The sequence below is a fragment of the Sulfitobacter sp. DSM 110093 genome (assembly GCF_022788715.1).
Taxonomy (GTDB): domain Bacteria; phylum Pseudomonadota; class Alphaproteobacteria; order Rhodobacterales; family Rhodobacteraceae; genus Sulfitobacter.
On record NZ_CP085167.1, the window covers coordinates 1747012 to 1772583 of the forward strand.

21 protein-coding genes and 1 tRNA gene are annotated in these 25572 nt (G+C 60.0%); 14 read left to right on the forward strand and 8 right to left on the reverse strand.

What is annotated here, in order from left to right; genetic code table 11:
* Window positions 1-45: 45 nt before the first annotated feature.
* A complete protein-coding gene (locus DSM110093_RS08570) occupies window positions 46-1410 on the reverse strand; it encodes a sensor histidine kinase (protein WP_243264661.1) in 1365 nt (454 codons plus the stop codon).
* The gene (locus tag DSM110093_RS08575) at window positions 1407-2078 is read right to left on the reverse strand and encodes a response regulator transcription factor (protein WP_243264662.1); all 672 of its coding nucleotides are present in this window, start codon (window positions 2076-2078) and stop codon (window positions 1407-1409) included. The genes DSM110093_RS08570 and DSM110093_RS08575 overlap by 4 nt, the downstream gene beginning before the upstream one ends.
* A 149-nt stretch (window positions 2079-2227) precedes the next feature.
* On the opposite strand from DSM110093_RS08575, the gene DSM110093_RS08580 reads away from it, so the two are divergent.
* From DSM110093_RS08580 to DSM110093_RS08605, 6 genes are all read left to right on the forward strand, one after another.
* Window positions 2228-3304, forward strand: a complete 1077-nt coding sequence (locus DSM110093_RS08580; protein ID WP_243264663.1) for a tricarboxylate transporter — start codon at window positions 2228-2230, stop codon at window positions 3302-3304.
* A 71-nt stretch (window positions 3305-3375) separates the two neighbouring features.
* Complete coding sequence (locus DSM110093_RS08585) at window positions 3376-5406, forward strand: tripartite tricarboxylate transporter permease (RefSeq protein WP_243264664.1); 2031 nt, start codon at window positions 3376-3378, stop codon at window positions 5404-5406.
* A gap of 11 nt (window positions 5407-5417) precedes the next feature.
* Window positions 5418-6506, forward strand: a complete 1089-nt coding sequence (locus tag DSM110093_RS08590; protein WP_243264665.1) for a 4-oxalomesaconate tautomerase — start codon at window positions 5418-5420, stop codon at window positions 6504-6506.
* Window position 6507: 1 nt separating this feature from the next.
* A complete protein-coding gene (locus DSM110093_RS08595) occupies window positions 6508-7323 on the forward strand; it encodes a universal stress protein (RefSeq protein ID WP_243264666.1) in 816 nt (271 codons plus the stop codon).
* A gap of 7 nt (window positions 7324-7330) precedes the next feature.
* On the forward strand, window positions 7331-7489 hold the full coding sequence (locus DSM110093_RS08600; protein ID WP_243264667.1) for a hypothetical protein: 159 nt from the start codon (window positions 7331-7333) through the stop codon (window positions 7487-7489).
* A gap of 9 nt (window positions 7490-7498) precedes the next feature.
* Window positions 7499-8470 carry a D-2-hydroxyacid dehydrogenase family protein gene (locus tag DSM110093_RS08605; RefSeq protein ID WP_243264668.1) on the forward strand — a complete coding sequence of 324 codons (972 nt, stop codon included), beginning with the start codon at window positions 7499-7501 and terminating at the stop codon, window positions 8468-8470.
* On the opposite strand, the gene DSM110093_RS08610 is transcribed toward DSM110093_RS08605, so the two are convergent.
* Window positions 8448-9494 (reverse strand): AbrB family transcriptional regulator, encoded by a 1047-nt coding sequence (locus DSM110093_RS08610; protein WP_243264669.1) that lies wholly within the window; start codon window positions 9492-9494, stop codon window positions 8448-8450. The two genes, DSM110093_RS08605 and DSM110093_RS08610, sit on opposite strands and share 23 nt — an antisense overlap.
* An 88-nt stretch (window positions 9495-9582) precedes the next feature.
* On the opposite strand from DSM110093_RS08610, the gene DSM110093_RS08615 reads away from it, so the two are divergent.
* The 3 genes from DSM110093_RS08615 to tcuB are packed head-to-tail and all read left to right on the forward strand — an operon-like array spanning window position 9583 to window position 12702.
* On the forward strand, window positions 9583-10263 hold the full coding sequence (locus DSM110093_RS08615) for a GntR family transcriptional regulator (RefSeq protein WP_243264670.1): 681 nt from the start codon (window positions 9583-9585) through the stop codon (window positions 10261-10263).
* On the forward strand, window positions 10260-11645 hold the full coding sequence (gene tcuA, locus DSM110093_RS08620) for an FAD-dependent tricarballylate dehydrogenase TcuA (protein WP_243264671.1): 1386 nt from the start codon (window positions 10260-10262) through the stop codon (window positions 11643-11645). Before DSM110093_RS08615 ends, tcuA begins: the two co-directional genes overlap by 4 nt.
* Window positions 11635-12702 (forward strand): tricarballylate utilization 4Fe-4S protein TcuB, encoded by a 1068-nt coding sequence (tcuB, locus tag DSM110093_RS08625; RefSeq protein WP_243264672.1) that lies wholly within the window; start codon window positions 11635-11637, stop codon window positions 12700-12702. The genes tcuA and tcuB overlap by 11 nt, the downstream gene beginning before the upstream one ends.
* Window positions 12703-13149: 447 nt before the next feature.
* On the opposite strand, the gene DSM110093_RS08630 is transcribed toward tcuB, so the two are convergent.
* The 5 genes from DSM110093_RS08630 to pdxH all read right to left on the reverse strand — a co-directional run bounded on the left by DSM110093_RS08630 (window position 13150) and on the right by pdxH (window position 19300).
* Complete coding sequence (locus DSM110093_RS08630; RefSeq protein ID WP_243264673.1) at window positions 13150-16806, reverse strand: vitamin B12-dependent ribonucleotide reductase; 3657 nt, start codon at window positions 16804-16806, stop codon at window positions 13150-13152.
* Between the two features lie 696 nt (window positions 16807-17502).
* Window positions 17503-17579, reverse strand: a tRNA-Pro gene (locus tag DSM110093_RS08635).
* Between the two features lie 77 nt (window positions 17580-17656).
* Complete coding sequence (locus tag DSM110093_RS08640) at window positions 17657-18085, reverse strand: DUF192 domain-containing protein (RefSeq protein ID WP_243267700.1); 429 nt, start codon at window positions 18083-18085, stop codon at window positions 17657-17659.
* 44 nt (window positions 18086-18129) lie between these two features.
* Window positions 18130-18675, reverse strand: coding sequence for a cold shock domain-containing protein (locus DSM110093_RS08645; protein ID WP_243264674.1), 546 nt, complete (start codon window positions 18673-18675; stop codon window positions 18130-18132).
* A 19-nt stretch (window positions 18676-18694) separates the two neighbouring features.
* Window positions 18695-19300 (reverse strand): pyridoxamine 5'-phosphate oxidase, encoded by a 606-nt coding sequence (gene pdxH / locus DSM110093_RS08650; RefSeq protein ID WP_243264675.1) that lies wholly within the window; start codon window positions 19298-19300, stop codon window positions 18695-18697.
* A 237-nt stretch (window positions 19301-19537) separates the two neighbouring features.
* Here pdxH and fabI point away from each other — a divergent pair, with 237 nt between their 5' ends.
* Genes fabI through trpE form a run of 5 tightly spaced genes read left to right on the forward strand, consistent with a single transcriptional unit; the run spans window position 19538 to window position 25570 of the window.
* Complete coding sequence (gene fabI / locus DSM110093_RS08655) at window positions 19538-20344, forward strand: enoyl-ACP reductase FabI (protein WP_067935589.1); 807 nt, start codon at window positions 19538-19540, stop codon at window positions 20342-20344.
* A 57-nt stretch (window positions 20345-20401) separates the two neighbouring features.
* The gene (gene gpt / locus DSM110093_RS08660) at window positions 20402-20935 is read left to right on the forward strand and encodes a xanthine phosphoribosyltransferase (protein WP_243264676.1); all 534 of its coding nucleotides are present in this window, start codon (window positions 20402-20404) and stop codon (window positions 20933-20935) included.
* Between the two features lie 54 nt (window positions 20936-20989).
* Complete coding sequence (locus tag DSM110093_RS08665; protein WP_243264677.1) at window positions 20990-22171, forward strand: aminotransferase; 1182 nt, start codon at window positions 20990-20992, stop codon at window positions 22169-22171.
* Between the two features lie 30 nt (window positions 22172-22201).
* Window positions 22202-24046, forward strand: a complete 1845-nt coding sequence (locus tag DSM110093_RS08670) for a peptidyl-prolyl cis-trans isomerase (RefSeq protein WP_243264678.1) — start codon at window positions 22202-22204, stop codon at window positions 24044-24046.
* Between the two features lie 12 nt (window positions 24047-24058).
* On the forward strand, window positions 24059-25570 hold the full coding sequence (gene trpE / locus DSM110093_RS08675; protein WP_243264679.1) for an anthranilate synthase component I: 1512 nt from the start codon (window positions 24059-24061) through the stop codon (window positions 25568-25570).
* Window positions 25571-25572 lie beyond the last annotated feature (2 nt).

A 25572-nucleotide genomic window follows, 5' to 3' on the forward strand; every position in this document is an offset into this window, starting at 1 on the left:
AATTCAAGGGGTAGTCTGGATAATCGTGAGGGAGCCGCCGAGGGCTTATGATCGCTGGTGGACCAAGGGAAGCCGTAGCACTACGGTCAGCCCCCTTTCCTGCAGCAACAGCTCGACTTCCCCGCCATGACGACGCAGAACATCTTGAACGATGGCAAGGCCAAGACCGCTGCCCTCGCCTTCGCTCAATTGACCGAACCTTTGAAACGCCGCCTGCTCACTGCCTTCAGGGATTCCACGCCCGTCATCTTCGACAGTCAGCACCGCATATCCCCCCTGGGCCATGGTGCTCACGCGGATCGCAGAAAGGCCTAGACCACCATGCGAAAGCGCATTTTCAAGTAGATTGGTGATTGCCTCACCCAGCAGCACGCTATCGCCATTCACCGGCAAAGGGGCAGGATATGGCTCAAAGCCAAAGCCGATGTCCTGCGACAGGACCGTCGGGGCAAAGTCACTGCATACTTCGGCAGCGACAGCGTTAAGCTCAAGCGCATCGAATGTTGGCGCCTCGTCGTAACGCAACCGTTCAAGAGACAACAACTGATTGGCGAGCCGCGCCGATTTACGGGCCGCGGCTATCAATTCGCGTTCTCGCAAACGACGTTCTTGCGGGTCGCTGACATCCGGCAAAACTTCGGCCAGTGACAGCAGTGCTGAGGCGGGATTACGTAACTGGTGCGCCGCGTTAGAGATGAAGACCTGATGATCTTCAATGCTTTGCCGCACCTGCCCGAAAAGCCGGTTCAACGTGGCGACAATGCCAAAGACCTCTGCCGGTACCGGGCGGCGGATATCGCCCAGATCGTCTGGAGATCGATGCTGGATCGCATCTTGCAGGTCGTTCAAGGGGCGCAGGCCGATCTTCACCCCGAACCAGACCACAAAGGCAAGTGCTGCCATCAGGCTGGCGATCAAAGCAGCAGCACGCCGCGCCAAGGCAGCGGCAAAGGCATTGCGATCACTGTCCCTTTGCCAGACTGTGACAATCGTATCGCCCGTCAGGTTGCCGATGGTCGTACTCTCCCGCATCCGCAAAACGCGCACAGGCTCGCCCCGATATTCAGCCATCGAGTAGTTCAGCCGATCCTCGCCCGCCCGGCCACCAGAGACGGGTGGATAGGCATAGCCGGTGATGTAGATGCCACCGGGGCCCGTGACATGGTAAAAAAGCTCACCGCCCCCGGCGTCCGAGACGAAATCCCGCGTGCTGGGGGACAGCGCGTCCCCGCCAGAAATCGCCACATCGCGGGAGATCGCCAAAGCTGCGGCCAGCAGGCTGCGGTCGAACAGGGTTTCAGAGGTGCGCTGCGCCACTTCAAAGCGCCAAAACCCCAGAACGATCGAAAGCAACAGCAGCGGCGGCAGGATCAGCATGAACAGCCTAGAGCGCAGCGACATCGAGGTCATGCGCTATCGACCTCCAGCATATAGCCCAGCCCGCGCGCCGCTTTGATGCGGATGCCGAAAGGCTCCAACCGTTTGCGCAAACGGGACACATGCGGCTCGATTGCGCTGTCTTCCTGCGCGGCCCCGGTGCCATAGACATGTGTGATCAGTTGTGATTTCGAGACGATCCGCCCGCGCCGTTCCAGCAGGCATTCCAGCGTCGCCAGTTCTTTACGAGGAAAGGCCAGTGGCTGTTCGTCCTTCAACAACTGACGGTTGGTACGGTCAAAGACCAAGGGGCCAATCGCGTCGCGGGCGGCGAACTCAAGGTTCTTGCGCCGCGCCATGGCCCGCAGCCGCGCCTCCAACTCATCCATCTCGAACGGCTTGGTTAGGTAATCATCGGCCCCGGCATCCAGCCCCGCCACCCGCTCTGACGTCTCTGCCCGCGCGGTCAGCAGGATCACCGGCGTTCCATCGCCCCGGCGGCGCAGGCGGCTCAGAACCTCCAGCCCATCACAGCCGGGCAAGTTGCAATCGAGCACGATCAGGTCGGCCCCTTCGTGCCTCAGAAAGGCATCCGCCTCTTCACCGTCATGCAGCAGGTCTACCGCATGGCCCCGATCCCGCAGGCGATGGGCAATTCCTTGGGCAAGGGCCTCATTGTCTTCGATGACTGCAATGCGCATGATTAAAACTTAATCCTAATGCGCAAGTTTCGCGCAAGGTTGGAAAGGCAGAGTGCCCGTGTTGGAGGAGGGATTCGTTCCCTAAACAAATCCGAATTACGGCAGACGTGAAAGTCTGACCGGTACAGAATGTCTACGGGAGGACACCTATGACTATCAAGTATTTCGCCGCCACCGCTGCATCTGCCGCCTGCCTCGCCGCCCCGGCGCTGGCCGAGGTCGATTTTGCAGGCAAAACCATCGAGTGGGTCATCCCCTTCTCGGAAACCGGCGGCTCGGCCAAATGGGCCAACTTCTTTGCGCCGCTTTTGTCCGAAGAGCTGCCCGGCAACCCCACGGTTGTCGTCAAGTTCATGCCGGGCGCGGGTTCGACCAAAGGCGCGAACTGGTTCCAAGAGCAAGAGCATGACGAGGGCACAGTCCTTTTCGGCACCTCTGGCTCGACCCAGTTCCCCTATCTGCTGGATGATCCGCGCGTGCGGTATGAGTACAGCGACTGGAACCCGGTCATGGCATCGGGCACCGGCGGGGTTGCCTATCTGAACCCCACAGACGGTGAGAAATTCGACGGCACCGCCAATAACCTCAAAGACATCAGCTTCATCTACGGCTCGCAGGGGGCCACGCGCCTTGACCTCGTGCCGCTGCTGGCATGGGAAATGCTGGGCATGAATGTTGAGCCGGTTTTTGGCATCAAGGGCCGTGGCGATGGCCGTCTGATGTTTGAACGCGGCGAGGCCACGATCGACTATCAGACCTCGTCAAGCTACCTCGGTGCCTCTGCCGATCTGGTCGAAAAGGGTCAGGCCGTGCCGATGATGACATGGGGCGCACTTGACGACGATGGCAACATCGTTCGTGACCCCACCTTCCCCGACATCCCAACTTTTAAGGAAGTCTGCGAAGCGACCGAGGGATGCGCGACCGAGGGTGAGGCCTGGGACGCTTGGAAAGCTTTCTTTATCGCAGGTTTCCCGGTCCAGAAAATTGCCTTTTTGCCGGCCGGCACTCCGGACGACGTGACCGAGACCTACACAGCTGCCTTCGACGCTGTGCGCAACCGCGAAGACTTTGCCAATATCGCTGAAAAGCGTGTCGGGAAGTACCGTGTTTTCGTAGGCGAAGGTGCGGCCAAAGCGACGCAGCGCGGCACGACCGTCTCAGCAGAGGCGAAAGCCTTTGTCACCAACTGGCTCCAAGAAGCCTATGGCGTTTCGCTGAAGTAAGCGAGACCCCCACGGCCCCGGGTCAATTCCGGGGCCACCCCCCTATATTCTAACATTTCGAGGTCGGTGCGATGGATCTGTTCGCAACCGCTCTGCCTGCGCTTGGCCAGGCATGGGCTCTAATTCTGCAACCTATGGTTCTGGGATATCTGGTGCTGGGCGTGGTCATGGGCCTCGCTGTGGGGGTCTTTCCCGGCCTTGGTGGGATCGCGGGGCTATCTCTGCTCTTGCCCTTCATGTTCGGCATGGACCCGGTGCTCGGTCTGGCGCTGATGATCGGCATGGTCGCGGTGGTACCAACCTCTGACACTTTCGCCTCGGTCCTCATGGGCATTCCAGGGTCTTCGGCCAGCCAAGCCACGGTGCTTGACGGATTCCCGATGGCCAAGAAAGGCCAAGCCGCGCGGGCGCTTTCGGCAGCTTTCACGTCATCGCTTTTCGGCGGTCTGGTTGGAGCGGCTTTCTTGACGATGTTCATCGTCATCGCGCGGCCCATCGTCCTGTCCTTCGGCCTGCCCGAAATGCTGATGATCTCGATCCTCGGCCTGTCGATGGTCGCGGTGCTGGCGGGTCGCGTGGCACTCAAAGGTCTGGCAGCCGCCGGCCTCGGCCTGCTGATCGGCACCATCGGTGAGGCCGACGCGGGCGGCTCCCTGCGCATGGCAACCTATGACATCCCCTATCTAACAGACGGCTTGAAACTGGTGATCGTCGGCCTTGGCATTTTTGCCGTGCCCGAGATCGTATCGCTCCTGCGCCAAGACCGGGCGATTTCCAAAGAAGCCAAACTCGGCGCGGGCTGGGGCGACGGCGTGCGCGACTGGGTTGCCAACAAATGGCTGTCGGTGCGCTGCTCGCTGATCGGCGTGGTCGTTGGCGTCATCCCCGGCCTTGGTGGGTCAGTCGTTGACTGGATCGCCTACGGGCACGCGGTTCAAACGACGAAGGACAAATCGAACTTCGGCAAAGGCGAAGTGCGTGGCGTGATCGGGCCGGAAAGCTCGAACAACGCGAAAGAGGGCGGTGGATTGGTCCCTACCCTGCTCTTCGGCATTCCCGGTTCCGGCTCCATGGCGATTTTCATCGGTGCCATCGCGCTCTTGGGCTCCGGCGAGATCGAAGTCGGCCCCTCAATGCTGCGCGACAACCTCGACATCACCTATTCCATCGTCTGGCTGCTGGCACTGGCCAACGTCGTTGGCACGCTGCTGTGCATCGCAGCTTCGGGCGGCATCGCCAAGCTGACAACGATCCGCTTCACCTACCTCGCGCCGTTTCTGTTCATGCTGATCTCCTTCGCGGCGTTCCAGTCGGGGCAGAACTTTGAAGACATCCTCGCGCTCTTCGTGATCGGCTTGATCGGCATCTTCCTGCGTCGTTTCGACTGGTCGCGCCCGGCCTTCCTGATCGGCTTCGTTCTGTCCAACCCGGTCGAGAAATTCTCGAACCAAGCCTTCCAGATCGCATCGTTCCGGTTCCGCAAATCTTTTGAGGAAGGCATGGAGTATGTCTTCTCCCCCATCGTCATCGTGCTGCTGATCATCACCGTGGTCTCTGTTGTGCTGGGTCTGCGTCAGGCCAAGTCGATCATGGCCGAGGGCGATGTTCAGTCCGGCTCCAAACGCGCGCCATTGGTCTTTTTGCTGATCATCATGGGCTACGTCGTGGCCGCGCTGATCAATGCGTCGCTGATCCCCGACTACAACATGACCGACAAGATCGTACCGCTTGTTGTGGGCGGCATCTCCTTGGCGGCGCTGCTGATCTTGCTGGTGCAGATGATCCTGCGTCCCGAAAGCGATGCGATCTTTGCCGACAAGGAAGTCTCGGGCGAGGACGCTGATGCGCCGTATGGCCTCTGGAGCACGCTCGCGTGGTTTGTGGGGCTGATCGTCGCCACATATTTCGTCGGCTTCATCCTCGCGCTCTTGGGCTTTTTGGTCAGCTTCCTGCGGGTTCGTGCACAGGCGCATTGGCCGAAAACCCTGATCCTGACGGCCTGCGGCATCGCGCTGATGTGCGTCATGGCCGGGGCACTCAACCGTGATTTCCCACCCGGTCTGCTGCAAGGCGCAGTCGATCTGCCCTGGCCGCTGAACTGAGGAGTTTAGAGATGACACAGACAGCTATCCCCTATCTCTTCATGCGCGGCGGCACCTCGCGGGGGCCATACTTCAACCGCGCGGATTTGCCGGAAGACCGCGAAACGTTGGCCGAAGTGCTGCTCGCCGTGGTGGGCTCCGGCCATCCACTCAATATCGACGGCATCGGCGGCGGCGCGGCGGTCACCACCAAGGTCGCGATGCTTTCGCCTTCGGACGACGGTTGGGCCGATGTGGACTATTTCTTTGCCCAAGTCTCGGTCAAGGATCGGCTGGTCGATTTCAAACCGACCTGCGGAAACATCCTGTCGGGTGTTGGTCCGGCAGCAGTGGAAATGGGCCTCGTCCAGCCCACCGGCGATGTAACGGATGTCAAAATCAACGCCGTCAACACCGGGGCCAAGGTGCTCTCCAAAGTCCTGACCCCCGGCGGCGTGCTCACCTATGACGGCGACACCGAGATCGCGGGCGTGCCCGGGGCCGGAGCGGCTGTGGCACTGAACTTCATGGGTGTCGTCGGCTCTTCGACCGGGGCGTTTTTGCCCACGGGCAACATCCGCGATACCTTTGATGGAATCGAAGTTACCTGCATGGATGTGGCCATGCCGATGGTCATTGCCCGCGCGGCGGACTTTGGCCTGACGGGCTATGAAAGCGTCGCCGAACTCGACGCAAACAGAGATTTCTTCGCGCGGATGGAGGCAATCCGCCTTCAGGCCGGGGCCGCCATGGGCATGGGGGATGTGGCAAAATCCGTCACGCCCAAGTTCGGCCTGCTCGCCCCTGCCCGCGACGGCGGCACCATCGCGACGCGCTATTTCATGCCGTGGAACACGCACCCCTCCATGGCGGTGACCGGGGCGCAATGCCTCGCGTCCTGCGCGCTCACCCCCTCCAGTGTGGCGGATGGGCTGCTCGACCGCCACAACCAAAGCCCAACTGACGTTGTGCTCGAACATGCCTCTGGCACGATTGACGTGCTGGTGGATTACGACACGTCGGACGGCTTCGCGCTGAACTCCGCCGGGCTGCTGCGGACGGCGCGCAAGCTGGCGGATGGCTGTGTCTTTGTCCCGTCGCGCATTTGGGAGGGTCGCTGATATGCCCGTGATGAATTTGCTTGTTGCCTTTAACGGCTCCGACGCTTCCGTCGCCGCGCTGCGCTATGCCGCTTCCCTCGCCAAACAGCGCGGCGCGCATGTCACGGCGATCCTTGCCCATACCGCGCATGAGGTGATCGACCGCCGCTCGCGCTGGATCCCTGAAGAGGCCCGCGCTCTGTTGGAGGCTGCCAACAGCGAAATCTTGGCCGAGGTCATCCGCCGGTTCGAGGAACTTCGCCCCGCCCTCGGTCTGGGCGACGCGCTGGATTTCCGCGAAGAGACGGGCCGCGTCGACACGCTGCTTTCAGAGGGCGCGCGGTACTATGACATGCTGATCGTCGGGGCCCGTACCGAGAGTGACGACGCCCATGTGACCCACCATCCCGATCGCATTGCGTTGCAATCCGGGCGTCCGGTCATCGTGGTGCCTGCAGGCTATGACGCAGGCGCGCAGCACAGCCACGCGGCGCTGGCATGGGACGGCGGGCGCGCCGCCGCTCGAGCGCTGTCAGACAGCCTGCGTCTGCTTGAGGCCGATGGTCGGGTGAGTGTCTTGACGGTCGGAAAGCGCACCGCTTGGCCGATCGCCGATCTGATGACCCATCTCGACCGCCACGGCGTCGAAGGGGTACATGAGAACTTCCCCACCACTCATCCGGTGGCGCAAACCCTGCTGTCCTACTGCGAGCGACACGATCCCTCGCTGCTGGTGCTGGGTGCCTATGAGCACTCCAAATTCCGCGAAGATTTCCTTGGTGGCGTGACCGCCGAGGTGCTGGAAAAGATCAAAATCCCCGTTTTGTTGTCCCATTGAGAAGCAAATGATGACCAATTACGAGAAAATCCACGTCGCCCGCCGTGATCTGGAAAAACTGCGCGCCGAGCTGATCGCCAGCCTCGGCACGCAGAAGGACCGCGACCCTGATTTGCTGATCCTACATGAACGGGTAAGCAAAGCGATCAATGCGCTATCAGCATAGGAGCCCGGGATGAAAATCCATATCCTCGACGACTGGTTCGACACGCTGCGCGGGCTGCCCTGCTTTGACCTGCTGGCGGGGCATGATGTCACTGTCTGGACGGACCATCAGCCCGATGAGGCCATCTTGGCCGACCGTTTGCAGGATGCAGACTGCGTGGTGCTCTTTCGCGAGCGGACGACGGTGACGCGGGGGCTGCTGGAGCGCCTGCCAAACCTGCGATTGATCTCGCAACGCGGTGCCTATCCGCATGTGGATGTCCCGGCCTGCACTGACCATGGCGTGTTGCTGTGTTCCAACAAAGGGGCAGACGGGGCGAACCATGCGGCGGCGGAACTGACTTTTGCATTGATCTTATCTGCCATGCGGCAGTTGCCGCAGCAGATGGCAAGCGCCAAGGCGGGTAACTGGCAAATGGGCGTCGGGCGCAGCCTGCGCGGACGGCGGCTGGGGCTCTATGGCTATGGGCGTATCGGACCTGTGGTGGCTGACTATGCTCGCGCCTTCGGGATGGAGGTCATCTGGTGGAGTTCAGAGGCCGGGCGCGCGCGGGCGAAAGCGGATGGCGAGGCGGTCGCCGAGAGCCGCGCGGCGTTTTTCGGCACATGTGACGTAGTTTCGCTGCATCTGCGGCTCACCCCCGAGACCCGGGGTAGCGTCACCGCCGAAGACCTCAGCGCCATGCCGCCCCGCTCGGTACTGGTGAACACTTCACGCTCCGGGCTGATTGCCAAAGGCGCGCTGCTGCAAGCGCTTAACGCCGGGCACCTCGGCGCGGCGGCGGTGGATGTCTTTGATACCGAGCCGTTAACAGATGCCAATGACCCGCTGCTCTCACACCCCAAATTGATCGCCACCCCACATATCGGCTTTGTCACCGAAGACGAATTCGACAAGCAATTCACCGATATTTTCGAACAAGTGAATGCCTTTGCGGCAGGCGCACCGATCCATATGATCAACCCTTCCGTCTACGCGTGATAAGGCCCGCCACCAGCGGCGCGCCGACGATCACCAACACGATGCGGGTCAGGTGGTGCGTGATGACAAAGCCCAGATCGGCCCCGGTGACGATGGCCAGCACCGTCATCTCGGCCTGCCCGCCCGGCGCGAAGGCTAGGAACGCCTCGACCGGATCGCCCAACCCGGCCCAAGTGACGAGCCCGGTGAAACCTGCGGCCAAGACGGCGAGCACCAGCACATAGGCGATGCCTGCCAGCACCACCCGCGTCAGCTCGCCCCATGTCACGCCTAGAAAATGTACCCCGATCCCGCAGCCGATGAAGAACTGCGCGGCAAGGATGGCTTCGGCTGGTGGGCGGCTGTGGATCAGGCCGGAGAGTGACAGAACGGCGGTCACGATCATGGGGCCAAGGATGGACGCGCCAAATAGGCCGATCCGCTCTCCTCCCTTCCAGCCGATCAGGGCTGCGGCGGCCATCAGGGCCATCTCGCCCACCGGCAGTTCCGTCACCGGCGCGCCGATGGGATTGGTCAGCCCAGCCCCGTAAGCCAGCGTCAGAAAAGCAGGCGCGAGGGTGACGATAATCAACACCCGCGTGGCATGGATCAAGGACAGCGCCCGCGGATCGCCCCCTGCTTCGGTGCCAAAGATCACCATGTCCTGCAAGCCGCCCGGCATCGCGGCGTAATAGGCCGTCGGCGCGTCGAAGCCCCAAACATGCCGAAAGAACGGGACGCCGATAATCCCGATCAGCGCAATAAAGACCGGGACCAGTGCCACCGACATCGCCATCTGTGGCAGTTGGTGGAAAAGATCAGGCGTGATTGAGGCCCCCACTGCCACCCCAAGGATCGTGCGCGCCGCGACCGAGACTTGGCCGAATCCTTTGATCGGCACGTTCGACAATGCCGCGATAAGGCAGGCGGCCATCGGCCCGAAAAGGAATGGCAGCGGCAGACCGAGCCACCAAAAGAGAGCAGTACCAGCCGTGGCGAGGATCAGGGTCAGCGCACGACGGCGGATCGGTTGGGAGAGGCGCATAGGGTTCAACTCACTTCTTCTTCCGGGCTTGACCCTCTTTGGATACGATTGTATCCACCTGTATGCAATATCTATCGGAGGGGGTTTTATGAGCGAAGAAGACCGCACACCGCAGGGCAACTCTGCCTACAATCAGCTGATGGACGAGCTGCGCGCCGGACGGCTGAACCCCGGCGACCGGCTGCGTGAGACCGAACTAGCTGAACGGCTGGGCGTCTCCCGCACCCCCGTGCGCGAGGCGATCCGCCAGCTAGAGGCCGATGGCGTCGTGGCGCATATCCCCCGGCAAGGGGCGAGCATCCGCACGCTCGACTACGCCGAGGTGATGGAACTTTACGAGATGCGCGCCGTGTTGGAGGGCACCGCCGCACGGCTGGCCGCCCGCGCCGCCTCGGACATCGAGATCGAAGAGCTTCAGGACATGAACCAGCAGCTTGCCACCCTGGGCAACGTGCCCGAAGCCTTCACCCTCAACCGCCAGTTCCACGCAGCGCTTCTGGACGCCGCAAAAAACCGTTTTCTGACCCGCTCGATCCACACGCTGCAAAAGACGCTGATGATCCTCGGCCCGACAACGCTGACCGATCCCGACCGCGCCGAGAAAGCGGTTGAGGAACACTTTGGCGTTCTCGACGCGATCAAAGCCCGCGATGCCGCCCTCGCCGAAGCGGCGATGCGCGCGCATATCGAAGCAGCCCAACGGGTCCGGGTTCGCGCCTTGCGCGCTCAACCCGCGCGTGATGAGACCTATGATGGAGACCTGCTGTGACCAAGGTTTACGATATCGTCGTGATCGGCGGCGGCAATGCGGCGCTTTGTGCCGCGATCACCGCCGCCGAAACAGGAGCCCGCGTGCTGATCCTTGAGACCGCGCCAAAACCCTACCGGGGCGGCAATTCCCGCCATACCCGCAACTTCCGCTGTATGCACCACGGACCACTGGGGCCGCTGGTCGAGAGCTACACCGAAGACGAATACCTCGCCGACCTGATGAAGGTGACGGGCGGCAAGACGGATGAGCACCTCGCGCGCCTTGCCATCCGCACTTCTGAGGAATGCCTGCCTTGGATGGAAGAACATGGCGTGCGGTTTCAGCCTTCGCTCTCGGGCACCCTGTCCCTTGCCCGCACCAATGCCTTCTTCCGTGGCGGTGGCAAAAGCCTTGTGAATGCCTATTACCGCACCGCCGAAGGATTGGGCGTGGATGTGCTCTATGAAGCTGCCGTCACCCATCTGGCGTTGGACGGCGACCGGGTGACGCGGGTGGACTATACGCATGAGGGGGCGGCCAAGAGCCTCTCGCCCAAATCCGTCGTCGTGGCCTCCGGCGGATTTCAGGCCGACACCGATTGGTTGGCGCGGGCATGGGGGCCGGCGGCGAAGAACTTCCTGATCCGGGGCACGCCCTATAACCGCGGCGTGGTACTGGCGGACCTGCTGGACCAAGGCATCGCACAGGTGGGCGATCCGACCCAGTGCCACGCCGTCGCCATCGACGGACGCGCGCCAAAGTTCGACGGCGGGATCGTCACGCGGTTGGATTGCGTGCCCTTCTCCATCGTCGTGAACAAGGACGCACAGCGGTTTTATGACGAGGGCGAAGATGTCTGGCCCAAACGCTACGCCATCTGGGGCCGACTGGTGGCCGCCCAGCCCGATCAGGTCGGCTATGTCATCATCGACGCGAAATCGCTGAACCTGTTCATGCCTTCGGTCTTCCCCCCGATCAAAGCCGATACGCTGGCGGAACTGGCGGGAAAGATGGGCCTGCCCGCTGATGCGCTGGAGCACACCGTGGCCGATTTCAACGAAGCCTGCGGCGATCAAAGTGGCTTCCACCCCACCGAGCTTGATGCCGTGGCGACCACGGGTCTGACCCCGCCCAAGACAAACTGGGCGCGACCGATCACCGAGCCGCCGTTCTACGGCTATTCCCTCAGGACCGGCGTCACCTTTACCTACCTTGGCCTGAAAGTAGACGAGAACGCGCAATGTTCCATCGGCGATCGCCCCGTCAACAACCTTTGGGCGGCGGGCGAAACCATGGCGGGCTCGATCTTGGGCCAAGGCTATCTTGCCGGATTTGGCATGACCATCGGCACCGTCTTCGGACGTATCGCAGGCAAGGAGGCCGCAGCCCATGCAAATTGATCTACTCCAAGAGGCCCGCCGACAGGCCGAAATCTGCAACGCCTGCCGCTATTGCGAAGGCTACTGTTCGGTCTTCCCTGCCCTTCAGGCCGAACGCGCCTTTTCTGACGGGGATCTGACGCAACTGGCGAACCTGTGCCACAACTGCCGGGGCTGCTATTATGCGTGCCAATACACCGCTCCGCATGAGTTTGAACTGAACCTGCCCCAAGCCTTGGCCGATGTGCGCCAAGACAGTTGGGAGGAGTTCGCCTTTCCACGTGCCGCCGGGAAAGCCTTCCAAAAAAACGGCCTCGCCATCGTGCTCGCCACTGTCTTGGGCTTTGCCCTGCTCTTCTGGGCTGCCCGTGCGCTGGCTGCTGCGGGGGGCGAGGGATTTTATGCGGTGCTGTCTCACAATGCGATGGTGGCGATTTTTCTGCCCGCCTTTCTGTTTCCGCTGTTCAGCATCGCCATCGGTCTGCGGCGTTATTGGCAAACGGTGGGCGGTGCTCCAGTCCGCCTATGTCACCTCAGCGGAGCCATCGCCTCGGCTGCCAACATGCGCAACCTCAAGGGCGGCCATGGTGACGGCTGCAACTTTGAAGACGAAGACCGCTTCACGCACGCCCGGCGCTATGCGCATCAAGCAATCATGTATGGCTTTCTGCTGTGTTTCGCTTCGACCAGTGTGGGAACCCTCATGCACTATCTGCTGGATATGCCCGCCCCATATGGGCTGTTTTCGGCACCAAAGCTTCTTGGGCTCTCGGGTGGCATTCTATTGGTGTTGGGCTGTAGCAAGATGGTCTGGCTAAAGCTGCGGTCTGACAAGTCACTCGGCGCAAGCAAGGCCTTTGGCGGTGAGATTGCCTTTACCGGGTTGCTGGGATTTGTCGGACTGACTGGTCTGTTGCTCTATGCCGCAGGCGGTTCTTTTTGGATGCCGGGCTTGCTGGTCATCCACCTTGGCGCCGTGCTCGCGTTCTTTCTGCTGACACCTTTTACCAAAATGGCACATGGATTCTACCGAATGGCGGCTTTAGTCCGGGATGCGCAGCGGCGCGAGGGAGCCTGACAATCTGGGTTAGAAACACCGAATGGATGGGCGGGCTTTGTTTCGCTCAATCACCAATCTGCAATTCTCCTCACGCGCGTACTGATACGGCTTTCATTGCGGGTTCCATTTCCTTCGAGAAAAAGGGACCAACCAGCTCGGGCAAGTTATATGGGTGAATGACTAGATCTCGGCTGCGGCCCCGAAGGGAAGCAGATCAAGAGAACCGTCTGAAATGGACAAGCTTTGCGTCTGTCGTCACTGAAGACAGCACCAAATGTTTGAGTTCGTCAACCCTATGGGAAGCGAGATGATTTTGTGGAGCGCGTTATTCGATTAGAATTAACGCGCTCCACAAATACCATAAAAACAAGGACTTCACGCTGCTTGGGTCCGAATAGCCTTGGGCGTCAAAACGGCCCGATTGGGCTATAATCACTTGGTATATCAGACACGGGGCGTCTCCGCTTAACTACAGCCGCTGGTGCCACCGCAGGTGTTGCACTTCATGCAGGTGCCGTTGCGGACCAAAGTATAGTTGCCGCATTCGCCGCAAGCTTCGCCTTCGTAGCCCTGCATCTTGGCCTTTGCCCGCGCATCGAAGCTCACCGCGCCAGAGCTTGCGGAAGTGGAAGACTTCACCGCAACGGCCATGTCAGCACCGCCGCCGACCTGAGGCACGAGGGTCTCAAGCGCTGCGCTGGTATCCACGGTCTGACCGCCCTGAAGCACCACAAGCTCTTGAGGTAAACGATTGCGCAGATAGCCTGAGGAGCTGATTTGTTTCAGTACATCCAATGACTTATTCGCCGCTTTCTCGCTAAGCTCGCTAACATTGCCGAGGTTCTCTTCTTCGCCACGGCCCAGATCATCAAAGGTCGCCCCTTCGGGTTTCACATGCGCCAGATCGGTTCGGTCAAGGTAGGACACGGCGAGTTCGCGGAATACATAGTCAAGGATCGAGGTCGCCTGCTTGATGCTGTCGTTGCCCTGCACCATACCCGCGGGCTCAAATTTGGTGAAGGTAAACGCATCGACGAACTCTTCCAGCGGCACGCCGTATTGCAGGCCCACCGAAACCGCGATGGCGAAGTTGTTCATCATCGCGCGGAAACCCGCACCTTCCTTATGCATGTCGATGAAGATTTCGCCCAGTTTGCCGTCTTCATATTCGCCCGTGCGCAGATAGACCTTATGGCCGCCCACATTGGCCTTTTGGGTATAGCCTTTGCGGCGCTGCGGCATCTTCTCGCGGTGCGATTTTATGATTTCTTTGACGATCACCTTCTCGACGATCTTTTCGGCCAACACGGCAGCTTTCTCATGTGGGCTGCCACTCTCCAGAGTCTCGGCGGCGTCATCGTCGTCTTCGACAAGGGCAGCGGCCAGTGGCTGGCTGAGTTTCGAGCCATCACGGTAAAGCGCGTTTGCCTTGATGCCCAAAGACCAGCTGAGCTCATAAGCCTTCTGGCAATCTTCGATGGTCGCGTCATTCGGCATGTTGATCGTCTTAGAGATCGCCCCCGAGATGAAGCTCTGCGCGGCGGCCATCATATAGATGTGGCTGTTAACCGAGAGATAGCGTTTGCCCTTCTTGCCGCAGAGGTTGGCGCAGTCGAAGATGCCGTAATGTTCTTCTTTCAGATGCGGCGCGCCTTCCAGCGTCATGGTGCCGCAAACATGGTCATTGGCCGCTTCGATGTCCGCCTTGCTAAAGCCGAGCGAGCGCAGCAGGTCAAAGGTCGGATCATTCAGTTTCGCGGTTGGGATGCCCAGCACCTGCGTGCAGAAGGCCTCTCCCAGCGTCCACTGGTTGAACACAAAGCGGATGTCGAAGGCCTGCTTCAGTGCGGCATCCACCTTGGCCAACTCATTCGCGCCGAAACCGTGACCTGCCAGCGTGGTATGGTTGATCGCAGGCGCGTTGCCGATGGTGCCGTGGCCCACGGCGTAGCTGACGATCTCTTCGATCTGGGCCGAACCGTAGCCGAGTTTCTCCAGCGCGGCAGGCACAGATTGGTTGATGATCCTGAAATAGCCACCCCCTGCGAGCTTCTTGAACTTCACCAGCGCGAAGTCAGGCTCAATCCCCGTGGTGTCGCAGTCCATCACCAGACCGATGGTGCCCGTGGGCGCGATGACAGAGGTCTGCGCATTGCGGTATCCGTGGGCTTCGCCCAGTTTCAGCGCCTCGTCCCAACAGGATTTGGCGATGTCGACCAGCCCCGCCTGTGGGCAGTTGGCATGATCCAGTGGCACCGGTTTGACCGAAAGCTGCTCATAGCCATCTGCCTGGCCATGGGCCGCGTTGCGGTGGTTGCGGATGACGCGCAGCATATGCTCGGCGTTCTTGGCATAGCCCGGGAAGGTGCCCAATTCGCCCGCCATCTCGGCCGACGTTGCATAGGCCACACCGGTCATAATCGCGGTCAAGGCACCGCCAAGCGCGCGGCCCTCGTCGCTGTCATAGGAATAGCCCATGTTCATCAGCAGGCCACCAATGTTCGCATAGCCCAGACCAAGCGTGCGGAAGTCATAGGACCGCTGCGCGATTTCCTTGGACGGGAACTGTGCCATCATCACACTGATTTCCAGTGTCACGGTCCAAAGACGGCTGGCGTGCATGTAGTCCTCGACCTGAAACTCGCCATCCTTGAGGAAGGTCAGCAGGTTCATTGAGGCCAAGTTGCAGGCCGTATCGTCGAGGAACATGTATTCCGAACAGGGGTTCGAGCCTCGGATCGCGCCATCTTCTGGGCAAGTGTGCCAGTCGTTTACTGTGTCGTGGTACTGAATGCCCGGATCAGCGCAGGCCCAGGCGGCGTGGCCGACCTGATCCCAGAGGTCCCGCGCTCGGATCGTCTTGGTCACACGGTTTTCGGTGCGGCTGATAAGCTCCCAGTCGGCGTCTTTTTCGACGGCTGTGAGGAATGCATTGGTCACGCGGATCGAGTTGTTCGAGTTCTGGCCGGAGACCGAGTTATAGGCTTCCGAATCCCAATCTGTGTCATAAGTCGGAAATTCGATGCTCGTGTGGCCCTGCTTGGCGTAATCCAGCACCCGCTTGACATAAGTCTCGGGGATCGCGACCTTTTTGGCTTCGCGGATCGCCTGCTTCAACTGGTCGTTCTTGGCCGGGTCATAGGCGTCTTCGGCCACGCCGTCCCATGCTTTGATCGCGTCGAACAGCAGGTTCAGCTTTTGCTCGTGCATCTTGGAGCCAGCCACGATGCTCGCGACCTTCTGCTCTTCAAGCACCTTCCAATTGATGAAATCTTGAATATCGGGGTGGTCGGCGTCGACGATCACCATTTTGGCGGCCCGGCGGGTGGTGCCGCCGGATTTGATGGCGCCAGCGGCGCGGTCCCCGATCTTGAGGAACCCCATCAAACCCGACGACTTGCCGCCGCCCGACAGCTTCTCGCCCTCTCCGCGGAGCGATGAAAAGTTGGTGCCCGTGCCTGAACCGTATTTGAACAGCCGCGCCTCGCGGACCCAAAGGTCCATGATCCCGCCGTCGCCGACCAGATCGTCGGCGACCGATTGGATAAAGCAGGCATGCGGTTGCGGGTGCTCATAGGAGGATTTCGACCGCGTCAGCTTGCCAGTCTTGTAGTCGACATAGTAGTGCCCCTGTGCCGGGCCATCGATGCCGTATGCCCAATGCAGGCCGGTATTGAACCACTGCGGGGAGTTCGGTGCCGCACGCTGGCTAGCTAGCATATGGCGCATTTCGTCGTAGTAGGCCTGAGCGTCTTCTTCGGTGGTGAAATAACCACCCTTCCAGCCCCAATAAGCCCAAGCGCCCGCTAGACGATCGAACACCTGCTTCGAAGACGTCTCGCCGCCCATGGTCGCGTCATCTGTCGGGACCGAGCGCCACAGGAATTCCGGCACGCCCTTCTCTTTGACGCGGCGCGTGGCGCTTGGCACGCCTGCTTTGCGGAAATACTTCTGCGCGATCACATCGCTGGCGACTTGGCTCCAGGCTTTGGGCACTTCGACATTATCAAGCTTGAACACCACCGAACCGTCAGGGTTGCGGATTTCCGACACCGTGGTGACAAAGTCCAAATCCGCATAGGCGTCCTGCCCGGCTTTAGTGAAATTACGTTCAATTTTCATTGTCGCTGCCTCATATCCAGCATTTCAAATCCCAAGCCGATCGCCACTCAGCAGACCGCCTCACCCCATTTCTTTCGTCGGCAGGAAACAGTTCGGCTTCGCAATGCCAGCCCGATAGCAAGCAACTCGATTTTACTAACGATGGTTGTTCTGCCCTGTCCTGCTGCCTTAGCGCCTAAACGTGTTAACCACTATATCTTGTGGCGCTTTTGGTAACCCGCACAAATTGACGTAGATATGACTATAGGGTCAACGATTTTTTTACGATTTATTTTGACGCAGCAGGTTGACCAAATAGGACGGATTTACCTTTCAGCAGCCCAACCGATTCAAACTCAGGATATCCCCAGAGATACCCGCAGGCCGCGTGCCGCAGGCGGAGGTGAAATTACCTTTTCCCGTGGCAGGGTTAGCGGGCCGGATTGAGAGATTGGTTTAATTCATCCACAGCAACAGGTGCCAGCGGACCGGAACGTAGCGGCAAGTCCCAACTGAGCCAATGAAATGAGCCGCGATGACATCGCGCGCGCCCTCTTCGGCGAAAGCGCGACAGAATCGCCACGGTTCACAGCACAAACGGCAAAGACCCACCACAAACGCAGCGGTCGATACTAATTCTTGTGCAAAATGGGAAAGACGCAACATTGACGGCCCAAGCAAATGCCAAGGCCAATCAATATCACGACTGGAATGAAGTGGTCGGAGCGAGAGGATTCGAACCTCCGACCCCCTGTACCCAAAACAGGTGCGCTACCAGGCTGCGCCACGCTCCGACTGACGCTTCTTTAGCTATAACCCTGGGGATTGAAAAGCCCTGAATGACCGAAAGTTCAGGAATTTGGCAGAGAATTTAACAAGGCCACGCAGGATCGTTCTGCGCAAAGGCTGGATGGCGGATTTCGCTGCCTTCGGTGATGCCAAGACGCTTGGAAAGACCGCCGTTAATTTCCAAAACGGAAAGCAGATTGTCCCCGCCCGGAATCGGTGTCTCGTCCAATGGTTTTGCGGAGTGGTGGATTTTCTGAATTACGCCCTGCGAATCGATAAAGAGCAAATCCAACGGGATCAGCGTGTTGCGCATCCAAAAGCTTAGCGGCTGCGGGGTTTCATAGATAAACAACATGCCCGAGCTCAGCGGCATTGACCGCCGGTGCATCAAACCTTGGGACCGTTCGGCGGTATCATCGGCCACTTCGATTGAGAAACGCGCCTTGCCCCAGTCTCCGCGCAGGGTCACTGCATCATCGCGGCAGACATTCGCCGCGGCCGCCCCCGTCATCAGCAGGCCAGCAACCGCCGCGCCCGTTAACCGCTTGATAACGGTCAACCGTCTATCACTGTTTCCCATGATCTTACCTCCGCTGCCAACTGGCCCCGATCGCCAACAATCACCCGCATGGCAACAGCTTCGCCCGGTTGCAAATCACAAAGGCCCGATTGCCGCAGGACATCCATGTGTAGAAACACATCTTCAGGGCAGCCAAAGACATTTGCAAATCCGAATCCCTTGGCCTTGTCGAACCATTTGACCCGCGCAGGCTCAAACTCAGCAGCGGCAAGTTGGTCAGGATCAAAGCCGACAAAGTCGACAACCGCTGGGGGCAGTTCATCGGGCGGCTCTATGGTAAGCACTTCGACAGCCTGGGCACCGCGATCGGTTTGCTGCACACGTATCTTGACCCGCGCACCATCCGCGACCGAGCTTTGCCCAAAACTACGCAGCACATTAACGTGCAGCAAGATGTCAGGCCCGCCACTGTCGGCGACCACAAAGCCAAAGCCTTTGAGCGGATCGAACCACTTTACCACCCCCTCATGGGGGGCGTCGCAAGTTTCCGGTTCTGCTTCATTCCCAAACACGTCTTTCATCGGTCTCGGCGGTGCCCCTTTAAGGATTGAGCCGGGTGACAGCCCAAGGCGACGCTATGTCAGCCCGGCGCCACCGAAAGCGGTCATGCAAACGAAACTCTCCATCCGCCCAGAACTCAATCTCAAGCGGTGTAATACGGTATCCCCCCCAGAACGGCGGACGTTTTGGGTTCACCCCCTGCTGCGCCGTTACTTTCGCCACCTCGGCCATCAGCGCACCCCGCCCCGACAAAGGCTGCGATTGGCGCGACGCCCAAGCGCCCAGACGGCTTTTGAGCGATCTGGAGGCATAATATTCGTCGGCTTGAGGCCCATCTTCACGGCTAATTAGCCCGCGCACCCGGACCTGACGGCGCAGGGATTTCCAATGCATCACGAATGCCGCTTTGCCTGCGGCATCAAGCTCATGGGCCTTTTGGCTTTCATAGTTTGTATAAAAGACAAAAGCTTCCGGCTCGATCTCTTTCAGCAGGACCATCCGTGCATTGGGCAGGCCTTGCGAATCGACGGTGCTGAGGGCGATGGCATTTGGATCATTCGGCTCACTTGCTTCCGCTTCGCTTAACCAGCGCTGCGCAATTGCAAAGGGGTCATCCCCTGCAAAGATACCTGTCCGCGTCTCCATTCGGCATCCCCTTTGAGAGTATTTAAGCCCGCATCCGGTCTGCGCCGGGTTCAGTTCCATTCGCTATGTCATTTGTTAAGGATGGGCAACTCAAAGGACAACCACACCGGATTTCCGACAGTTAGCCGCCGATCTTATGTCAAAACCTTGGCGGCCGTCCGCCTGTGCAGTCTTGATGGCAACGGCGCAATCGCCTAGACCAAGACAACCAAAACACAACATAGACAAGGCGGCGGAATGGGAAACGAACTGATGCGGGGCAAGCGCGGGCTCATCATGGGCCTTGCGAATGACAAATCAATCGCATGGGGCGTGGCCAAGGCACTGGCCGATGCTGGCGCCGAACTGGCCTTTTCCTACCAAGGCGATGCGCTTAAGAAACGCGTTGGCCCTTTGGCAGAACAGCTTGGCAGCGACATCGTTCTGCCCTGTGATGTGGGCGACGAAGCCTCGATCGATGCGATGTTCGACGGGCTGAAAGAACGCTGGGACGGGCTTGATTTCATTGTTCACGCCATCGGTTTTTCTGACAAGGGGGAACTGCGGGGCCGCTATGTCGATACCAGCCGTGGCAACTTCACCATGTCGATGGATATTTCGGTCTATTCCTTTACCGCCGTGATGCAGCGCGCGGAAAAGATGATGTCGCCCGGCGCCAGCGCCCTGACGCTGACCTACTATGGTGCGGAAAAGGTCATGCCGCATTATAATGTGATGGGTGTGGCCAAGGCCGCGCTTGAGGCGTCGGTGAAATACCTCGCCGAGGATCTTGGCAAGGACGGCATCCGCGTCAACGCGATCTCTGCCGGGCCGATCAAGACGCTGGCGGCCTCCGGCATCGGCGACTTCCGCTACATCATGAAGTGGAACGAGTACAATTCGCCCCTGCGCCGCAATGTCACCACCGAAGATGTGGGCAAAGCTGCACTCTTCTTGCTGTCGGATCTGGGCAGTGGCACCACGGGTGAAAACCTGCATGTCGACGCGGGCTATCACGTTGTCGGCATGAAGGCGGTTGACGCGCCGGACATGTCCAAGGAATAACGCGCCCCAAACCTCATTCCGCGCGGGTTCCCGCGCAAACTGCTGCAAAGGAACATCATGAGCACCCCAAAGGACGCCTCGCGCCTGCCCCACGAAAAGGGTTTTCACATCTCTTGGGATCAACTCCACCGTGACAGCCGCGCGCTGGCGTGGCGGCTGGATGGGCTGGGCCCTGACAAGGGCGCGTGGCGTGCGGTGGTGGCTATCACCCGCGGCGGCATGGCGCCTGCGATGATCGTCGCGCGTGAACTTGATATCCGCACGGTCGACACGATTTCGGTCATGTCCTACCATTCAGGCGGCGGCGCTGCCGACCAGCGGCGCGAGGCCAAAGTCCTTAAATCCCCCGACGCCGAGATGATGGGCGATGGCACTGGCATCCTGATTGTCGATGATCTGGTCGACAGCGGCAAGACCATCGAACTGGTCCGCGAGCTTTACCCCAACGCCCATTTCGCCACCGTCTATGCCAAGCCCGAAGGCGAGCCGCAGGTCGACACCTTCATTACCGGGGTCAGCCAAGACACTTGGATTTTCTTTCCGTGGGACATGGCGTTGCAATATGTCGAACCCTACCGCGGCAAGGATTAAGGGGCGCTTTTATAGCGCCGCCTGCCCTTCCCGCCCTTTTTGCCGGATACAAAAATGACGCTTTCGCGCACCGCCACCACATTCTTCCCTCCGGTGATGGAGGCGCGGCGCTGGCTGGATGGCGTCACGTTCACCGCCGACCGTCCGCTGATCAACGTAAGCCAAGCCGCCCCCGTCGATCCGCCCCCAGCGGGGCTGCGCCGGGCGATGGCAGACGTTACGATGAACAATGATGAGGCGCATCTTTACGGCCCAGTATTGGGTCTTCCAGAGCTGCGCGCGGAACTGGCCCGGCAGACCGCGGAAAAATATGTGGGCGTCGTGACGGACGAACAAGTCTGCATTACCTCGGGCTGCAACCAAGCCTTCGCCGCGGCCATCGCCGCCCTTTGTGGTGAGGGGGACGAGGTAATTCTGCCAACGCCATGGTATTTCAACCATAAAATGTGGCTCGACATGAGCGGCGTAGGCGCCGTGGCGCTGCCTGTTGAGGCTGACATGCTGCCCGATCCGGCACGTGCAGAGGCGCTGATCACGCCGCGCACCCGTGCCATTGCATTGGTGACCCCGAACAACCCTAGCGGCGTAGAATACCCCTCTGCTTTGGTGCAAGAGTTCTTTGATCTGGCCCGCCGTCACGGCATTACGTTGATCTTGGATGAGACCTACCGCGATTTTCACAGCCGTCCCGGCCCGCCCCACGCGCTCTTCAGCGACCCGGACTGGCATGACACACTGATCCACCTCTATTCCTTCTCCAAGGCCTACCGGCTGACAGGGCACCGCGTCGGCGCGTTGATTGCCAGCAAAGCGCGGCTCGCCGAGGTTGAAAAATTCCTCGACACCGTGGCGATCTGCCCGGCGCAAATCGGCCAGCACGGCGCGCTTTGGGGGATGCAGAACCTTGGCCCGTGGCTAGCTGCCGAACGCGAAGAGATCCTTGCCCGCCGCGCCGCCATTACCGCACAGATGCCCAAGCTTGAACCGCTGGGTTGGGAGCTTTTGGGTCTTGGCGGTTATTTTGCCTACTTGCGCCATCCGTTTGACCTGTCTTCGGCAGAACTTGCTCGGGAATTGGTACGCGATGCGGGCGTCCTTTGTCTGCCCGGTACGATGTTCCAACCTGAGGGTGACGACAGCGGTGCAGCCCAGTTGCGCATTGCCTTTGCCAACCTCGACGCAGATGGCTTAAACGTGCTTTTCGACAGGCTTGCAGCCCTGCCACGCAACGCATAGACAGGTCCGAAATTAACGAGGGACCGTGTCATGGCCAAAAAAGGCTTCAGCTTTTCGAAAACCGCCGTTTGGGCCTTGATGGCCCTTTTGATCTTGGGTCTTGGCGGCTTTGGCGCGATCAATCTCAGTGGCAATCTAAGCAGCATCGGCAGCGTCGGCGATAAGTCCATTTCGGTGGATCAATACGCCCGCCAATTGCAGCAAGAAATGCGCGCGATTGAATCGCAGACGGGCGAAAGCCTGCCTTTCGCCCGAGCCCAAGAGATGGGCCTCGACCGCGCGGTGCTGCAACGCATCGTACGCAACCGCGCGCTGGATCATGAAGCCGACGAAATGGGCATCTCCATCGGCGATGCCACCCTGCGCGATGAGATCGTCGCGATCTCGGCTTTTCAGGGCATCGACGGCAACTTTGACCGCGAAGGGTATCGTTTTGCGCTTCAGCAAAGCGGTATGAGCGAAGCAGAATTTGAGAAATCAATCCGCGAAGAAGCTGCCCGTGGCCTGTTGCAACGTGCGATTTTAGGCGGCGTTTCCATGCCAGACACCTACGCCCGCACGTTGGTCGGTTATGTCGCCGAAGAGCGGAGCTTTACTTGGGCCCCGTTGAGCGAAGCCGACCTAGATACGCCAATCGCCGCCCCTTCGGACGAAGAACTGAAAGCCTATTACGACGCCAATACCGATGATTTCATGCTGCCAGCCAGCAAAAGCATCACCTATGCATGGCTCGCCCCCGAAGACCTGCTGGACGAGGTCGAAGTCCCCGAAGAGGAACTGCGTGCAGAATATGACGCCCGTGGCGATGAATATAATCAGCCCGAGCGTCGCTTGGTGGAACGTTTGGTTTTTGCCAATCAGGAAGCAGCCGATCAGGCCGCGGCCGCGCTCGAAGTTGATGGGACGACTTTCGAAGCATTGGTCGAAGAACGCGGGCTGGCACTGGCCGATGTGGATTTGGGCGACGTCGCCAAATCCGATCTTGACGGTGCAGGCGACGCGGTTTTTGCTGCCGAGACAGGCGCAATCGTCGGCCCACTGCCCAGCTCGCTTGGCCCAGCCCTTTTCCGGGTGAACGCAGTGCTGCCCGCGCAGAATGTGCCGTTTGAGGAAGCGCGCGAAGTGCTGGAAGAAACCCTTGCTATTTCTCGGGCGACCCGCGCCGTGGAGGCCCGCGCACAAGAGATTGACGACCGTCTCGCCGGGGGGGCCACGCTTGAAAATCTGGCCGAGGAAACGAAGATGAAGCTCGGCACCATCGACTGGACCGAAGACAGCAGCGAAGGCATTGCCGCTTACGGTGCATTCCGCGAGGCCGCCGCAGGTCTTAGTGCAGACGCCTTCCCGCAAATCGACCAGTTGGAAGATGGCGGTGTCTTTGCCATGCGCCTTGATGAGACCAAGCCAGAGCGGCCCAACCCCTTTGATGCCGCCCGCGCCGACGTGGAAGCCGCATGGCGCAATGCGCAGATCGTTGACGCGCTGACCACCAAGGCCGAAAGCCTGACCGCTGGTCTGACAGAGGAAGGTGCATTTGCAGCCGCCGGGCTTGAGCCGCAGCTTGGCGAAGGCATGACCCGCAGCTCCTATGTTGATGGCACGCCGGACGATTTTATGGATCAGGTCTTTGACCTTGACGAAGGGAGCGTGGCCGTGCTGCCCGCTGGCGATAACGTCGTGGTTCTGCGTCTGGATGCGGTGACGCCAGCTGGAGAAAACGACCAGACCCAAGCGCTGATGGACCGGCTGTCGCAGCAATTGGATCAGGCGCTGGCCCAAGGTCTTTTCGACATCTACAGCGACGCGGTAATGCGTGATGCCGATCCGCAGATCGACCAACGCGCGGTCGACGCCGTGCATGTGAACTTTCCCTGATAGGCATTTTTGATGGCATTAACCCCGGATTTCGATACGTTCGCTCGCGCCTATGATGCGGGCGAAAATCAGATCGTCTATACCCGCCTCGCCGCCGACCTCGACACGCCGGTGTCGCTTATGCTGAAACTGACCGGTGCTGCGGAAAATGCCTTTGTGCTGGAATCCGTCACGGGCGGAGATGTGCGGGGTCGTTATTCCATTATCGGCATGAAACCTGATCTGATCTGGCGTTGCCGGGGCAAGACTGCCGAGTTGAACCGCTCCGCGCGTTATGATGCCGAAGCGTTCGAGGGCATGCCCGGCGATCCGCTGGACCGCCTGCGCGATGTCATCGCGGAATCGCGCATCACCCTGCCCGACGATCTGCCCCAAGCTGCCGCTGGTCTCTTTGGCTATCTTGGATATGATATGATCCGCTTGGTCGAACATTTGCCCAATGTGAATCCCGACCCCCTTGGCCTGCCCGACGCGGTGATGATGCGCCCCTCGGTTGTGGCGGTGCTGGATGGTGTTAAGGGTGAAGTAACAATCGTGTCGCCCGCTTGGGTGTCTGAAGGGCAATCGGCCCGTGCTGCATATGCCCAAGCCGCCGAGCGGGTGATGGATGCGGTGCGCGATCTGGAACGCGCCATGCCGCAAACCTCCCGCGATTTGGGAGAGGCCGAAGACGCGCCCGAGTCGGTGAGCAACTTCACCCATGAAGGCTACAAGGCCGCCGTTGAAAAGGCGCGCGATTACATCAAGGCGGGCGATATCTTTCAGGTGGTGCCAAGCCAGCGTTGGGCCCAAGGGTTTACCCAGCCCCCCTTCGCACTTTACCGCAGCCTGCGGCGCACTAACCCCTCGCCGTTCATGTTCTATTTCAATTTTGGCGGTTTCCATGTGGTCGGTGCATCGCCCGAGATCCTTGTGCGGGTCTTTGGTAATGAAATCACCATCCGCCCCATTGCGGGCACCCGCAAACGCGGCGCCACTCCGGAAGAAGACCGCGCGTTGGAGGCCGATCTGCTGAGCGATCCAAAGGAACTAGCCGAGCACCTCATGCTGTTGGATCTGGGCCGCAATGATGTAGGCCGGGTTGCGAAAATTGGCACCGTGCGCCCCACCGAAGAATTCATTGTTGAGCGCTACAGCCATGTCATGCACATCGTCTCAAACGTGGTGGGCGAACTGCGTGAGCGCTGCGATGCGCTTGATGCCTTCTTTGCCGGGATGCCCGCAGGCACCGTCTCGGGCGCGCCTAAGGTCCGCGCGATGGAGATCATCGACGAGTTGGAGCCTGAAAAGCGCGGCGTCTATGGCGGCGGCGTGGGCTATTTCAGCGCGGGCGGCGACATGGACATGTGCATCGCCCTGCGTACGGCAGTGGTGAAAGACGAAACGCTCTACATCCAAGCCGGTGGCGGCGTTGTCTATGACAGCGATCCAGAGGCCGAGTTCATGGAGACGGTGCATAAATCCGGCGCGATCCGCCGCGCGGCTGCTGATGCCTCGCGGTTTGTCGGTAAGGGTAATAACTGATT